The following is a 12,444-nucleotide window of genomic DNA, read 5'->3' as shown; positions in this document are numbered from 1 at the left end:
GCTGCGGCCTGTTTTCCAGAACGCATTACCCGCGTAGACTGAGAAAAGTACCCGGAGTCTGTTCTGCTCAACCTGTAGCGGCGGCAACCCGCAACCTTTCTCCCTTTTGTGTATCATAAATTGAGTAGGGCGAAGCGGGGTTTCCCCAAGGAGTCTGCCATGAGTACGATTATCGACCGGCGCAGTTCTGGCACCCGATCCACCAGCAATCAGGAGCGCCTGCAAAGAAGGGTCCGCGCGCGCCTGAAAACGACCGTGGAAAAAATGGCACGTTCCGGTTCCATTGAAGATCTGGCCAATGCCGATCAGCCCATTTCCATTCCCACCCGCGATCTGCATGAACCCAGTTTCCGCCGGGATTTCAGCGATGCCTCCTGGGAACGGGTCTTGCCGGGTAACAAGGAATACCAACGCGGTGACGAAATCAATAAACCTGAAGGGGGTGCTTCAAGACAGGGTCGTGAAGGATCACCCGATGGTCTCGGCGAAGACGAAGTCGCCATCGTCCTCTCCGCTGATGAATTTCTCGATCTGCTCTTTGATGGCTTGGCCTTGCCCAATCTGCGCAAGACTTCCCAAGGAGATGTTCAGGCGGAGCAATGGCGGCGGGCAGGATTCATCAAGGACGGCAGTCCTTCCCGTATGCATGTCGGCCGCACCATGCGCGCCGCCCGGGCGCGCCGCCTGGCGCTACGCGCTGGTAAACGCCGCGAGCTTCAGGAACTGGAAGCCGCACGTAGCAAACTCCAGCAGGAAATCCACGCCCGCCTTGCACAAAAACAGGATGCTTCCCTGGAGCAGGAACGCCTGCGCGACCTGGAGGAACGGATTTCCGTACTCACCCGCAAAATCAAGGCCATCCCCTTCATTGATGAAGCGGACCTCCGCTTTGCCCATATTGATCAGCAGCCTCACCCCATCACCAATGCGGTCATGTTTTGCGTCATGGATGTTTCGGGCAGCATGGGGGAAAAGGAAAAAGATCTGGCCAAACGTTTTTTTCTGCTGCTTTATCTATTCCTGCATCGCCATTATCAGGCGGTACACATCGTCTTCATCAAACATCACAGTACGGCAACCGAGTGTACGGAGCAGGCTTTTTTCGGGGCTCGGGAAGGAGGGGGTACCCTGGTTTCTCCGGCCATCCAGCTGACCGAAGACATCATGGACAAACGCTTTCCGGCAGACCTCTGGAATGTTTATGTGGCCCAGGTTTCCGATGGAGATAATTATTTCGCCGACAATGCGGTGGTGGCTGAACACCTGGATCAGCTTTTGCCACGGCTGCGCAATTTCTTTTACCTGGAGGTCAACCGTGAAAACGAAAGCGATCTTCTTCAACTTTACGAAGGCATCGCTGAAGACTATCCCGAGCTGATTACCGCCAGGGCCAGCACCCGGGAAGATATCTATCCTCTCTTCCGCGCCCTGTTTTCCCGTGAGGAGATCCCCCAACATGTCTAATTATCTGTTTACCGACAACGATTGGACCTTCCCCCGGCTGGACGCGGTCACCCAGGCCATTGAAGTCGTTGCTGAAGAAGAACTGCAGCTCGACACCTACCCCAACCAGTTGGAGGTCATCAGCGCCGAACAAATGCTCGACGCCTACGCCTCCATTGGACTGCCGGTGTATTACGCCCACTGGTCTTTTGGCAAACAACGGGCCATCGAATCCGGCCAATATCGACGCGGAGAAATGGGACTGGCCTATGAACTGGTGATCAACAGTGATCCCTGCATCAGTTATCTCATGGAAGAAAACACCATGACCATGCAGACACTGGTCATCGCCCACGCGGCTTTTGGTCATAACGCCTTTTTCAAAAACAATGCGTTTTTCCGGCAGTGGACCGATGCCGAAGCCATCATTGACTACCTGGCTTTTGCCCAACGCTACATAGCCCAATGCGAGGAGCGCTTCGGAATGGATACGGTGACGGATGTTCTGGATGCCGCCCATGCCATCAGTCGCAATGGCATTGATCGGGCCAGACGCCCCCGCCAACTTTCCGCGCGGGAAGAAGAACGACGTTGGCAAGAACGGGAACGCTATCTGGAACAGCAGGTCCTGGAAATCTGGCGGACCCTCCCCCCCGTGCAGGGCCAACCGGTCCAGTCTCCGGATGTTTTTCCCTCCGAACCCCAGGAAAACCTGCTCTATTTCATTGAAAAAAACGCCCCGCATCTGGAGGGTTGGAAACGGGAAATTCTCCGCATCGTGCGCAAAATCACCCAGTATCTTTATCCCCAGGGCCAGACCAAAATCATGAATGAGGGTTTTGCCTGCTTTGTCCATTACCACATCATGCACAGCCTGCATGACAAAGGATTATTGACGGATGGCACCCTGCTGGAATTTTACGCCAGTCACACCGCCGTGGTCATGCAACCTGACTTTGATGATCGGCGCTACAATGGCATCAACCCCTATGCGCTGGGCTTTGCCATCTTTCAGGATATCAAGCGGATCTGCGTGTCGCCTACGGAGGAAGACCGGCACTGGTTCAGTTTTGCCGGCGACCCGGACTGGCTCAAGCAGATTCATTTTGCCATGCGCGAATTTCGTGATGAAAGTTTCATTTTGCAATATCTTTCCCCCAAGGTGATGCGCGACTTGCACTTGTTCTCCCTGCACAATGAAATAGATAAAGCCAAATACCGGGTCAGCGCCATACATGATGATGCGGGCTATCAACATCTGCGTGAGGTCCTGGCCCAGCAAATCGCCGACAGTAGCCGTCCCCCGGATATCCAGGTGGTGTCGGTCGATCGCTGGGGAGACCGGCAGTTACGGCTGAAACAAATGGACCAGCAGCCGTTGGATCTGGAAGAAGCCCAAAAGACCCTGGGATTTTTGCAGCAACTCTGGGGTTATGACGTCCATCTGGATATCGGAGACCAGACCTTAACAGCTCCGCAATCAGAGTCAGAAGAAGCCGACTGGTTACCGGCGCATCGCGCACCATCATAATGCATGGTGCACCTTTTTAGTGCAAAGCACCCGCCTCTCCCGCGCCAAATTTAATAAACAAGCTGTTTTTTAAACGATTTTCAAGTGGCATTGAATTTGCTAAACGCTTTCTGCAACTACACTGACAGGGAGCGTTACAGCAATGAGAAACAAATTATTAACCAACCGATATCAACCCATTGTCCTGGCGATGCTGGCGGTCTCTCCGCTGGTCATGGACAACGCCGAGGCAGACCCCTTGGCTCTACCCAGGCCCTTGACCTTTAATGCCGGCCCCCTGGGGACCCTCAATGTTCAGGGGGTGGCCAGTGGCTATGGGGTGTGGCAAGACAATAAATTTCCTGAGTCCAGTTTACCGGGTAGCAAATCCGCCTCTGCCGACATCAGTAACGGCTTGGTGATGATCTCCAAAAACTCCGGCCTGATCCAGTTTGCGGTCCAGGCTGGTGCGTATAATGTCATGACCCTCGGTACCAATTTCTATTCTACGGGTACATTTACGCAGAACACTTTTGGCGCATTGCCCACCGGCTATGCGGAAATTGCCCCTTCTGATCACTTTAACATCCAGATTGGCAAACTCTTTACGCTCATCGGTGCGGAATACACCTTCAGTTACCAGAACTGGAATATTGCACGCGGCCTGCTCTGGGGACAGGAAAATGCCGTCAACAAAGGGATTCAAATCAATTACAGTGACGGTCCGATTACGGCAGCCATCTCCTGGAATGATGGCTTCTACTCCAATCGCTTCAACTGGATGAGCGGCATGGTCACCTGGGCGCTGGACAAACACAACACCCTCTTCGTACAGGGTGGCGGTAATCTTGGGCATACGGATTATGCCTACTCCAGCATTGCCACCACGCCTTTACAAAATAATGAGGCCATTGTGGATGCTGGTTACACCTATAGCGGTGGCAATCTGGTCATCACTCCCTATATGCAATACACCAGCGTCCCCGGCAGCGCCATCCAGTCCCTGGGAGCCGACGGCAAAACCACCAGCACCCTGGGCGGCGCCATTCTCGCCAACTACAGCCTGACGGACAAAATTTCCCTGGCGGGCCGGGTGGAATATATCAGCAATTCGGGTACCGCCACGGATGGCTCCGCGAACCTGACCGGTTTTGGGGCAGGGTCCCACGCCTGGTCATTGACGGCCACCCCCACCTATCAGGACGGTGGCTTTTTCGCCCGAGCTGAACTGTCTTATGTCAAGGCCAGCATGGCCAGCGGCACCGGTTTCGCAGGCACCGATGGGCTGGCCAAAAGCCAGCTCCGCGGCATGGTCGAGACGGGTTTCATGTTCTAACCCCCGGGGGGCTATCCCCCGGGATGTTCTAACCCTGTGCAAGAGGTAACGTCATGAAATTAATTACTGCCATTGTTAAACCCTTCAAGCTCGATGACGTCCGCGAGGCGCTATCGGCAGTGGGGATTCAAGGCCTGACGGTCACTGAAGTCAAAGGCTTCGGGCGCCAGAAAGGTCACACCGAGCTTTATCGTGGGGCTGAATATGTCGTGGATTTTCTCCCCAAGGTCAAAATCGAAACGGTCATCAGTGATGACGCCGTGGATCAGGCCATAGAAGCCATAGAAAAGGGCGCCCGAACCGGGAAAATCGGTGACGGTAAAATCTTTGTTTCGGAAATTCTGGATGCCATCCGCATCCGCACCGGTGAAACCGGCAATGACGCACTTTAAAACTCTAGTTCGTTTTACAACCGCGCTTAAATTGTTAAAAGGGGGAATTACCTCATGTCAGTAGCTTGGCTGAATACGGGCGATAACGCATGGCAGCTCACTGCCGCCACTATCGTCGGCTTGCAAAGTGTTCCGGGGCTCGTGGTGCTTTACGCGGGCATTGTCAAAAAGAAATGGGCCATCAACTCCGCTTTCATGGCCTTTTATGCTTTCGCTGCCGTACTCATCGCCTGGGTGCTCTGGGGCTACAATATGGGCTTCGGTCACCAATGGTTTTCCTTTGTGGGGATTCCTGGCCCCATTGCCAGCATGAATGATGAACTCATGCAAACCATCTTCCCGGCTACAGGATCCACTGCTGCCATGCCCATGGCAACGATGGTGTACTTTCAGTTTGTGTTTGCCGCCATCACCCTGGTCATCATGGCGGGTGCTTTTTTAGGTCGTATGAGTTTCAAGGCCTGGATGATATTTGTCCCGTTGTGGCTGACCTTCTCTTACACGGTTGGGGCCTTCAGCCTTTGGGGCGGTGGGTTTCTGGACCAAATGGGCGTTATCGACTACTCGGGTGGTTACGTCATCCATCTGTCGGCCGGTATTGCCGGCTTTGTAGGTGCTGCGGTCATTGGTCCCCGTCTTGCGCGTGACCGGGAAAACTTCCAGCCCAACAACGTGCTGCTGATGCTGGTCGGTGCGGGTATTCTCTGGCTCGGCTGGAATGGTTTCAATGGGGGTGATCCCTATGCTGCCAGCCGTGATGCCGGCGCAGCCGTCCTGAACACCAACGTCGCTACGGCCATGAGTGTGATCACCTGGACGCTCATGGATATTTTCTACTTCAAAAAGCCTGCTGTGATTGGTGCGGTACAGGGCATGATCACCGGTCTGGTGGCTATCACCCCCTGCGCCGGCGTGATTGACGGATATGGCGCTATTGCGGTAGGTATTGCCTCCGGCATCATTCCTTGGATCAGCATGAATATTGTCGGAAAAACAGCGCTGTTCCGCAAGGTCGATGACACCCTCGGCGTTTTCCACACCCATGCCGTGGCAGGTGTTCTTGGTGGTATAATGGTTGGATTGCTGGCCACCAAAACCGGTTGTAAAGCCTACGGCCTGAGCAATCCTGGCGGTGCCCTTACCGATGGCAACTGGCATCAGGTCTGGCTGCAGATTATTGGTGCCGCATTCATTATCGCCTTGAATATTGTGGTGACCTATGTTCTGTTGAAACTGATCAGCTTGGTCGTACCGCTGCGCATGTCTGAAGAAGAACTGCTGATTGGTGATGATGCCATTCATGGTGAAGAAGCCTATGCTTTCTTTGGTGATGGTGAACGGCGTCCGGTGACGGGTGACTGAGATACTCGGTAAAACCTAGGCAACAATCTCTACACGGCGGGAAACCGCCGTTTTTTTATGATGCTCAAGCAGACAGCCTGAAAAAGACGAAAGCGTCAGACGCAAACGGAGTTCTCCATGCCGCAGCTAGGGCGGCATTTTAAGTGCATCCCGTTCTTCCAGAGATAACTTGTTCAGTGCCGACTAATCGCCTTCCCGACATAACGGCCCATCCAGTGCTCGATTTGCTGAACCTCCTGAAGATGTCCATACAGACCGATACGTGCTGAAAATTTGGTCACTGCGGCCCCCTTGGACGTCAGGTTGATGAGGATGGCATTCCCCTCTGCATCATAGCCATGTACTTCCACCGTCGTCGGACTGACCTGTTTGGAACCGGTAAAATGCATGCCCGCCTGGGGTAAGGCCTTTTCTGCAGCGGCGGTAACCACTGCCAGAGAAGCCGGGTAGTAGGTATAATAAGGCATGGGGTTGACTTGTGGTGCCCAACTGGCCGTACAACCACTAAGTCCCAGGGCCAAAACCAGCGATATGACGGAAACTCTTGACGAAAAAGACATAAACCCCCTCCAAAACAGCCGACAATACTCTACAAGAAGCTTGCGATGGATTATAGCCGAAAAACCAGCATATAATGCATCAGCTTGCTACCATATAATTTTTCCTGGGTTTCTTTTCTGTAGCCAGACAGCTACAGTGGCGCATCCAGGAAGTTTTGCACCATAATAAAAAAGCAAGTTAGTATGATCATACTCTTAGAGGAGCTAAAACTCATGAACAATGCAAAGTGGTTGATGACTGCTGTGCTCCCCCTGATGCTCGCGGGATGCGCAAATAATCCCTATGCCAGCAACGGCACGACGGCCAACACGGCGGGTGGCTCACTGCTCGGTGCGGTGGCCGGTGCCGTTATCGGCAATCAGACCGGCTCACCTCTGGCGGGTGCGGCCATTGGTGCTGGTCTGGGTGGTCTGGCAGGTTATGGATTGTCCAAGAGCCAGGAACAGCAAGCACCGGCTCCTCAACCGGGTTATTACGCTCCTCCCCCAGGGAATGTTCCATGCCCCGCCGGATATGTGTGCACCCCGACGGCCCCGCAATACCAGCAACCCCCGGCTTGTCCTGCGGGTTATACCTGCACACCTCGTTAGGTTCATGTCTGTAGCAAAGGTCAATAATTCACCCCAGGAACCTGGTATCGAGCGTATCGCTGGGTTCCTTGAGGGCGGGAAAGTCCCCCCCGGTAAAAGCGCTCTTCCTGGCATCATTTTAAGTGCGGGCGAGGGTAGCATTCGTCGGTATCAGTTTCATCCTGATGAACAGGATGTGCCGGTCACGACCCTCGTTTGTCAAAGCAAGAATCCTCTACCGGAAAAAGTCAAGACAGAACTGCTGGTAAGGCAAGGGCATATTGTGGCCATGCATCTGGCCGATGCAAAAATCATTTTGCAACCCGAAATCCTGCGTCAAGCCGCCATTCGGGAAGTCTTGCAGCACGAGTGGTTACTTTCGGTATTTCTCTTCGGTCCGGTTTTGGGCGTAGTGCTGGTCAACATGATTTTTGGGATGCCGGTCTTTTTATGGTGGGCCGCCCTGGGAGTCCTGATATTTTCCTGCCTGATCATGGGGATACTCATCAGGAATGATTTGCGTAAAATGCAAAGCTGGGTACAGGAAACCCATGCCTTGACCAGACAGCAGGATGTTTTTCCTTGATCACCTCATCCCCTTAATTTCCACCCCCCTCAGACCATATTTCTGCCTGTGCGTTAGTAATCACCGGAGCACGCAACCGGCAGACCGACTTGCCACACCACTCCGGCCCAATATCCAGCTGTTGCAGGGCATGCTCCATGGTTACCCGGAATACCGGGGCAGCTTCCACGCCCCCAAAATTCCAGAATTTGTCACTATCGCGCAGGGTAACCGCCATCACCAGTTGCGGATCACGCCCAGGAGCAAATCCCACAAAAGTCGCATTGGTGCGATGATGAAAAAAACCATCCTTGCCATTGGCCAGATTCGCCGTCCCGGTTTTGCCCGCGACGGCATAACCGGGGATCGCGGCCAAGATACCCGTACCATTGGGCTCCGCCACACTGCGTAACCAGCGCCGCAAATCATTAGCCACCCAGAAGGGCATCACCCGCCGCTTGACCAGTGCCTCGCCCTTCACCAGAACGGGGCGGATATGATAGCCGCCATTGGCAATGGCCGCATAAGCATCAGCCAGTTGCAAAGTAGTTACAGATATTCCATAACCAATAGAAATGGTCGCGTGTCGGGCTTTTCCCCACGCCTCCCAAGCCGGCAAAACCCCTGAAGTCGTCCCCGGCAAACCGATCTGCGGAGCATCACCAAAACCTACCGCCCGATACAGGGCATAAATATCCCGTCTGGGGGTCTTCAAGGCGATTTTGGCTGTGCCTATGCAGCTGGAGTATTTGAGGATGTGCTCAATATTCAGGATGTGGTGGGGGACATCATCGGTGATGGGATAGCCCCCCACCCAAAGCGGATGGAACACATTGAAGCGGGCTGTAGGACTGACACTATGGGTCGCCAGCGCTGCCGCAATGGCAAAAGGCTTGATGACCGAACCCGGCTCAAAAGCCTGATGCACGGCATTGTCCACATAGTCCGCGGGATTACTGCAACTGCCCGGGTTATTGGGATTGCAACTGGGTACGCTGGCCATGGCCAGCACCTGCCCGGTACGCACATCCATCACCACTGCCGAGCCATTACTGGCCCCGAAATGGCGCTGGGCGGCCAGCAGGGTCATGTAGGCCCAATACTGGATCTGGGGATTGATAGTCAGTTGCAGAGCATGTCCGGCACGCGGCAGTTGCAGAATTTTGTCCACATGCACAATTTGTCCATGACCATCTTCCAGGACCCGTTCTTTACCAGGATGGGCTGCCAGCCATTGGTTGTAGCCCATCTCCAGACCGGTTCCGCCCTGATGCTCCAGATTGACCATACCCAATAAAGGGGCGGTGATGGCACCCAGCGGGTAATAACTACGGCTGGTTTTCTGCACGTATATGCCCGGAACCCGCAGGGCGTTGAGCTTTTTGCCCACGGCGGGGGAAATCTGCCGGAGAATGTAGGCATAATCCGCACCTCCGCCAGCGACTCTGGCGGCAAAACTGGCGGGGCTGAGATGCAGTACCTGAGCAATGGCCGGCCAGTGCCTTTGATGTTTATCGAGAATGGCAGGGTCGGCCCAGATGGTGACGGCTTTGACATTTACCGCCAGGGGCTCGCCATTGTCGGCCGTGATCACCCCGCGTTCACTGGGTAAAGGCAAGGTCCGCAAATAGCGCATCCGCCCCTGGGAGCGCAGACTTTGCTGCTCAAGCAACTGCAAACGCAAATCCCAGGCAAGCACGGCGGCAAATCCCAGCAGCAGGACCAAGATCAGCCAACGCGCCCGTCCCGAAGGAAGCATTCTCACGGAGTGCTCAGTCATGACCGAGCAGCGTCTGCAGGCAGATAGATAATATGCATAGTGATGGCTATAGAGTTCTTATTAAGAATCAGACGGCGGGGTTGATAAAAAGTTCCGGAATCCAGCAGGATTTTGGATATTGTTCTCTATACACATGAGAAAAATCTGACAACTATTCGCCAAACTTGAACTTTCTGAATAATCCGGCCTAGAATGATAAGACGACTCTAGTGAGGTCATGCATTTTCATGCGTCTGCAACCAGCATACCCGTTTTTGCGCTCAGGGGCCTTCGCCCTGACTGTTGCCGCCTTGGCAGGCTGTGCCAGTATGCCCAGTCCTACGCAGAGGGCCTCAGGTGAGGGATATGGTTCTGCTTTGGCCAATTCTGCCTATTCCACCGGACAATCCTGCTATGCACCGCCCCCCAATCTCAATGCTGCCTACAACCAACCCTATGAAATCAATGGGCAATGGTACCACCCCATGCATCATGCCTCCGGCTTTTCCGAAAATGGCATTGCTTCGTGGTATGATCGCCAATCCTCCAGTGACGTGACCGCCATGGGCACAGCCTTTCATCCGCAGCAATTGTCTGCCGCGAGCCGGACCTTACCCCTGCCCACCTGCGTGCGGGTGACCAATCTCGAAAACGGGCGCAGCATCGATGTACTGGTGGATGATCGAGGACCTTTCGTCAATGGCCGGATCATGGACTTGTCGGCGGGTGCCGCCAATGCCTTGGGAATGCTCAATCAGGGAACCTCCCGGGTGCATATCCAGGTGATCCCCAGCGCCCTCAGTCCCAATGTCCCGGCCCCGCAGGTTTTACTGGTTGCGCAACACGCGACGGCGCAGCCAGCACCTCCCCAAGCCATCCCCCTGCCCGCCTATACCCCACCGTCCAATGCCGAAAAAAACCTGACGGCGGTGGTCAATCAAACCTTTGCCAGCAACGCCCGGACAAGCCCCGAAGCAGTGTCGACGCCCCCCGTGCCGACACCGTCTGCGCCCCGGCGGCCTGCTATCTCCCCCGTTCAACCGCCAGCACACCATGTCCTGCGCAACTGGCAGAGGGCTCCCCAGGTGGAGCAGGTCTATCTGGAAACAGCGCAGGCCATGGGTATCCACAGCGCACTGCGCGAGCGTAGCAAACTTCAGGATTTTGGCATCAGTACCGCCAAATTGGTCCCTGCAGCCGCCCGTCTTTACAAGGTCAAGATAGGACCCATGGCACCGACTGCCGCCCCCGAAGATTATGCATCCAGCCTGAAACGCTTGCGTTTAGGTAATTTTGTGGTCAGCGAACAGGAGGGTTAAAGGCATCAGCCCGCAGCCGGTTCAAGGGCGGGCCGCGCCTTTCACCCAGAATGGCCCAGATGACCAGAACCACCCAGGCAATGCCAGACCAGCCCAGCACAATATTGAGCACCAGCACCCAAAAAAAGTGTTCATGGTGACGTGCCGCCGCAATCATGCTGGGCACAAAATAAACCAGCAGCCCCAGTATGGTCATCAATAACCAGACCACGACATGAAAAAACAAGGCCGCAATTCCCAAACCAACAAGGGCCAACAAGACAATACCGATACCCCAAATTGCACTCATGCTTCCACTCCTTTGGCGGCGAACAACTTGCTGATAATGGTGTCTCCCTGCATTTCCTCACCACTCAAGGTCATGGCCAGCAATTCGCCGCCGAGCACATCGGGAGAAATAATCAGATCCGCACCAATCTGGCGCAACCGCGGGAGATTTCTGCCATCCTGTACGGCGGCAACGGTTTTCCCAGGAACATTCAACTCCTTGGCCGCCAGAATGATAAAGGCATTTTCACTATCAATGGTCCGCAACGCCAGTATCCCCAAGGCACATTCCGCACCCGCCCGTTTCAAAACCTCCAGATCGGTCGCATCTCCCAACATCAGATCTTCCTGCGCCATCCATGCATTTTCCGGGGATATGGGAACCAGAACCAAAGCCCGCAAATGACGAGCCCGTAACGCCCGATAGGTATTCTGGGCGAGAACATTGTCCCCAATGATCAAATAGTGATTACAATGCCGACGCCTCTCCCCACCCATGAGCAAACGCTGCATCCGACCATTCAACAGGGGCACAATCACGGCAGAAATGGATGTCGCAAAAACGGTGATGCCGAGAATGATGATGGAAATCACAAAAAAGCGGGCATCCGCACTTTTGGGGACAATGTCGCCATAACCCACTGTGGACATGGTCACTACCGCAAAATACAAGGCACTGGCCAGGTTGCTAATGGGCGGGGAAAAACCGGCACCCAGGACGTAACTGCCCAATACGGCATAACTCAGTAACAGCAGGATGGAAATAACGGCAAATAAAGTCCCGGCTGCCACACTGGAGTGAGCAAAATGCCGGCGGAATAACAACAAGGCGATGAGGATGATGGCATTGAAAATGGTGAATCCACTCCACTCAAGACCGTAATGGTGAAGGAGCATGGCCAGCATCGCCCCCGTCAATATCAGGGTAATGGCCCAGGAAAACCGGGAGCGGAACAGCAAACCAAAGGCCATCAACAACAGGACAATACCCACAATGGCTTCAGGAATGGTGCCCAAAGCCGAAAGTAAGGGTGCCTGGGTCAGACCGCTGGCCGGGGCCAGATCGGAAAGTTGCGGAAAAAGATGAATCAGATCAGGTAGCACATTGAGGATAGCCATGGCCCCAAGCAAGCCTACCGCCAGAGCCAGGGGGATGTGAGGAAACCAGCGATCCAGATGTAAAACCGCACGGGTCTTGGCGGCGAAACGAAACAGCCTCTGGCGCAACGACAGGCGCATGATGTCGGGGATGCGAATCATGGCGATTTCCTCAGGTATCCATGAGCTTGGAAACAGATTCCAGCAACATTAACCCGTCAAGGACGAAAGAAGCAATAAAAATACAACAGATCTTAATTTAA

11 protein-coding genes are annotated in these 12,444 nt (G+C 54.4%); 7 read left to right on the top strand and 4 right to left on the bottom strand.

Going from position 1 to position 12,444, the window contains the following annotated elements; genetic code table 11:
- Positions 1–159: 159 nt before the first annotated feature.
- The 5 genes from ACJU26_RS01680 to ACJU26_RS01660 all read left to right on the top strand — a co-directional run bounded on the left by ACJU26_RS01680 (position 160) and on the right by ACJU26_RS01660 (position 6,043).
- Positions 160–1,464: a YeaH/YhbH family protein gene (locus ACJU26_RS01680; RefSeq protein WP_414040833.1), complete on the top strand. Its 1,305-nt coding sequence runs from the start codon at positions 160–162 to the stop codon at positions 1,462–1,464.
- Positions 1,457–2,974: a SpoVR family protein gene (locus tag ACJU26_RS01675; RefSeq protein ID WP_414040832.1), complete on the top strand. Its 1,518-nt coding sequence runs from the start codon at positions 1,457–1,459 to the stop codon at positions 2,972–2,974. Before ACJU26_RS01680 ends, ACJU26_RS01675 begins: the two co-directional genes overlap by 8 nt.
- 142 nt (positions 2,975–3,116) lie before the next feature.
- Positions 3,117–4,289 carry an outer membrane beta-barrel protein gene (locus ACJU26_RS01670; RefSeq protein WP_414040831.1) on the top strand — a complete coding sequence of 391 codons (1,173 nt, stop codon included), beginning with the start codon at positions 3,117–3,119 and terminating at the stop codon, positions 4,287–4,289.
- Positions 4,290–4,342: 53 nt separating this feature from the next.
- Entirely contained in the window at positions 4,343–4,681 is a 339-nt protein-coding gene (gene glnK, locus ACJU26_RS01665) for a P-II family nitrogen regulator (protein WP_414040830.1), read from the top strand.
- A 54-nt stretch (positions 4,682–4,735) separates the two neighbouring features.
- A complete protein-coding gene (locus tag ACJU26_RS01660; RefSeq protein ID WP_414040829.1) occupies positions 4,736–6,043 on the top strand; it encodes an ammonium transporter in 1,308 nt (435 codons plus the stop codon).
- Between the two features lie 173 nt (positions 6,044–6,216).
- Here ACJU26_RS01660 and ACJU26_RS01655 read toward each other — a convergent pair whose 3' ends face one another.
- Positions 6,217–6,603: a hypothetical protein gene (locus tag ACJU26_RS01655; protein WP_414040828.1), complete on the bottom strand. Its 387-nt coding sequence runs from the start codon at positions 6,601–6,603 to the stop codon at positions 6,217–6,219.
- A gap of 213 nt (positions 6,604–6,816) precedes the next feature.
- On the opposite strand from ACJU26_RS01655, the gene ACJU26_RS01650 reads away from it, so the two are divergent.
- Complete coding sequence (locus ACJU26_RS01650; protein ID WP_414040827.1) at positions 6,817–7,194, top strand: glycine zipper domain-containing protein; 378 nt, start codon at positions 6,817–6,819, stop codon at positions 7,192–7,194.
- 578 nt (positions 7,195–7,772) lie between these two features.
- On the opposite strand, the gene ACJU26_RS01645 is transcribed toward ACJU26_RS01650, so the two are convergent.
- Positions 7,773–9,518: a peptidoglycan D,D-transpeptidase FtsI family protein gene (locus tag ACJU26_RS01645; protein WP_414040826.1), complete on the bottom strand. Its 1,746-nt coding sequence runs from the start codon at positions 9,516–9,518 to the stop codon at positions 7,773–7,775.
- Between the two features lie 227 nt (positions 9,519–9,745).
- Here ACJU26_RS01645 and ACJU26_RS01640 point away from each other — a divergent pair, with 227 nt between their 5' ends.
- A complete protein-coding gene (locus ACJU26_RS01640; protein ID WP_414040825.1) occupies positions 9,746–10,816 on the top strand; it encodes a septal ring lytic transglycosylase RlpA family protein in 1,071 nt (356 codons plus the stop codon).
- On the opposite strand, the gene ACJU26_RS01635 is transcribed toward ACJU26_RS01640, so the two are convergent.
- Complete coding sequence (locus tag ACJU26_RS01635) at positions 10,797–11,105, bottom strand: superinfection immunity protein (RefSeq protein WP_414040824.1); 309 nt, start codon at positions 11,103–11,105, stop codon at positions 10,797–10,799. The genes ACJU26_RS01640 and ACJU26_RS01635 overlap by 20 nt on opposite strands.
- Positions 11,102–12,343 carry a voltage-gated potassium channel protein gene (gene kch / locus ACJU26_RS01630; protein ID WP_414040823.1) on the bottom strand — a complete coding sequence of 414 codons (1,242 nt, stop codon included), beginning with the start codon at positions 12,341–12,343 and terminating at the stop codon, positions 11,102–11,104. The genes ACJU26_RS01635 and kch overlap by 4 nt, the downstream gene beginning before the upstream one ends.
- Positions 12,344–12,444 lie beyond the last annotated feature (101 nt).

The organism is Acidithiobacillus sp. M4-SHS-6 (assembly GCF_047421495.1).
Taxonomy (GTDB): domain Bacteria; phylum Pseudomonadota; class Gammaproteobacteria; order Acidithiobacillales; family Acidithiobacillaceae; genus Acidithiobacillus.
Note: the sequence above shows the minus strand (reverse complement) of the source record. Positions and strands in the feature narration are given on the sequence as shown.

Excerpts from the sequence above, each read along its gene's own strand:
- ACJU26_RS01680 (WP_414040833.1), top strand. The coding sequence starts at position 160 with ATGAGTACGATTATCGACCGGCGCAGTTCTGGCACCCGATCCACCAGC.
- ACJU26_RS01675 (WP_414040832.1), top strand. The coding sequence starts at position 1,457 with ATGTCTAATTATCTGTTTACCGACAACGATTGGACCTTCCCCCGGCTG.
- ACJU26_RS01670 (WP_414040831.1), top strand. The coding sequence starts at position 3,117 with ATGAGAAACAAATTATTAACCAACCGATATCAACCCATTGTCCTGGCG.
- glnK (WP_414040830.1), top strand. The coding sequence starts at position 4,343 with ATGAAATTAATTACTGCCATTGTTAAACCCTTCAAGCTCGATGACGTC.
- ACJU26_RS01660 (WP_414040829.1), top strand. The coding sequence starts at position 4,736 with ATGTCAGTAGCTTGGCTGAATACGGGCGATAACGCATGGCAGCTCACT.
- ACJU26_RS01655 (WP_414040828.1), bottom strand. The coding sequence starts at position 6,603 with ATGTCTTTTTCGTCAAGAGTTTCCGTCATATCGCTGGTTTTGGCCCTG.
- ACJU26_RS01650 (WP_414040827.1), top strand. The coding sequence starts at position 6,817 with ATGAACAATGCAAAGTGGTTGATGACTGCTGTGCTCCCCCTGATGCTC.
- ACJU26_RS01645 (WP_414040826.1), bottom strand. The coding sequence starts at position 9,518 with ATGACTGAGCACTCCGTGAGAATGCTTCCTTCGGGACGGGCGCGTTGG.
- ACJU26_RS01640 (WP_414040825.1), top strand. The coding sequence starts at position 9,746 with ATGCGTCTGCAACCAGCATACCCGTTTTTGCGCTCAGGGGCCTTCGCC.
- ACJU26_RS01635 (WP_414040824.1), bottom strand. The coding sequence starts at position 11,105 with ATGAGTGCAATTTGGGGTATCGGTATTGTCTTGTTGGCCCTTGTTGGT.
- kch (WP_414040823.1), bottom strand. The coding sequence starts at position 12,343 with ATGATTCGCATCCCCGACATCATGCGCCTGTCGTTGCGCCAGAGGCTG.